This is a genomic window from Streptococcus cristatus, from assembly GCF_003943815.1.
Taxonomy (GTDB): domain Bacteria; phylum Bacillota; class Bacilli; order Lactobacillales; family Streptococcaceae; genus Streptococcus; species Streptococcus cristatus_F.
In genome coordinates this window covers 1-785 of record NZ_RJNA01000056.1, presented here as the reverse complement: position 1 = coordinate 785, position 785 = coordinate 1, and the positions used below count along the sequence as shown (strand labels likewise).

7 tRNA genes and 1 rRNA gene are annotated in these 785 nt (G+C 51.1%); all 8 read left to right on the top strand.

The window, feature by feature from the left end:
* Positions 1 to 28 precede the first annotated feature (28 nt).
* A 5S ribosomal RNA gene (rrf, locus tag D8872_RS10730) occupies positions 29 to 144 on the top strand.
* A 29-nt stretch (positions 145 to 173) separates the two neighbouring features.
* A tRNA-Val gene (locus D8872_RS10725) sits at positions 174 to 246 on the top strand.
* 4 nt (positions 247 to 250) lie between these two features.
* Positions 251 to 323, top strand: a tRNA-Asp gene (locus D8872_RS10720).
* A 30-nt stretch (positions 324 to 353) separates the two neighbouring features.
* A tRNA-Lys gene (locus D8872_RS10715) sits at positions 354 to 426 on the top strand.
* A 5-nt stretch (positions 427 to 431) separates the two neighbouring features.
* Positions 432 to 513 (top strand) — tRNA-Leu (locus tag D8872_RS10710).
* Between the two features lie 15 nt (positions 514 to 528).
* Positions 529 to 601: transfer RNA gene (locus D8872_RS10705), tRNA-Thr, on the top strand.
* A gap of 18 nt (positions 602 to 619) precedes the next feature.
* Positions 620 to 691: transfer RNA gene (locus tag D8872_RS10700), tRNA-Gly, on the top strand.
* Positions 692 to 696: 5 nt separating this feature from the next.
* Positions 697 to 782, top strand: a tRNA-Leu gene (locus D8872_RS10695).
* Positions 783 to 785 lie beyond the last annotated feature (3 nt).

The window sequence follows — 785 nt, the reverse complement described above, 5'->3', positions numbered from 1 at the left end:
ATGAGATATTGTAAGTTAATTCAGTAAGTTAAGTGACGATAGCCTAGGAGATACACCTGTACCCATGCCGAACACAGAAGTTAAGCCCTAGAACGCCGGAAGTAGTTGGGGGTTGCCCCCTGTGAGATATGGTAGTCGCTTAGCAGGATAGGAAGTCGGAGTACTTCCTTTTTGGGAGTTTAGCTCAGCTGGGAGAGCATCTGCCTTACAAGCAGAGGGTCAGCGGTTCGATCCCGTTAACTCCCATATAGGTCCCGTAGTGTAGCGGTTATCACGTCGCCCTGTCACGGCGAAGATCGCGGGTTCGATTCCCGTCGGGACCGTTGAAATTGTTAGACAGTTTCAAGAAGAAAGACTCGTTAGCTCAGTTGGTAGAGCATTTGACTTTTAATCAAAGGGTCACTGGTTCGAGCCCAGTACGGGTCATAAGCGCGGGTTTGGCGGAATTGGCAGACGCACCAGATTTAGGATCTGGCGCTTTAGGGCGTGGGGGTTCAAGTCCCTTAACCCGCATAGAAATATAAATGAGCCGGCTTAGCTCAGTTGGTAGAGCATCTGATTTGTAATCAGAGGGTCGCGTGTTCAAGTCATGTAGCCGGCATTTTTTTTGGATAGAGATGCGAACGTAGTTCAGTGGTAGAACACCACCTTGCCAAGGTGGGGGTCGCGGGTTCGAATCCCGTCGTTCGCTTTGAGGCCGGGGTGGCGGAACTGGCAGACGCACAGGACTTAAAATCCTGCGATTGGTAACGATCGTACCGGTTCGATTCCGGTCCTCGGCATAG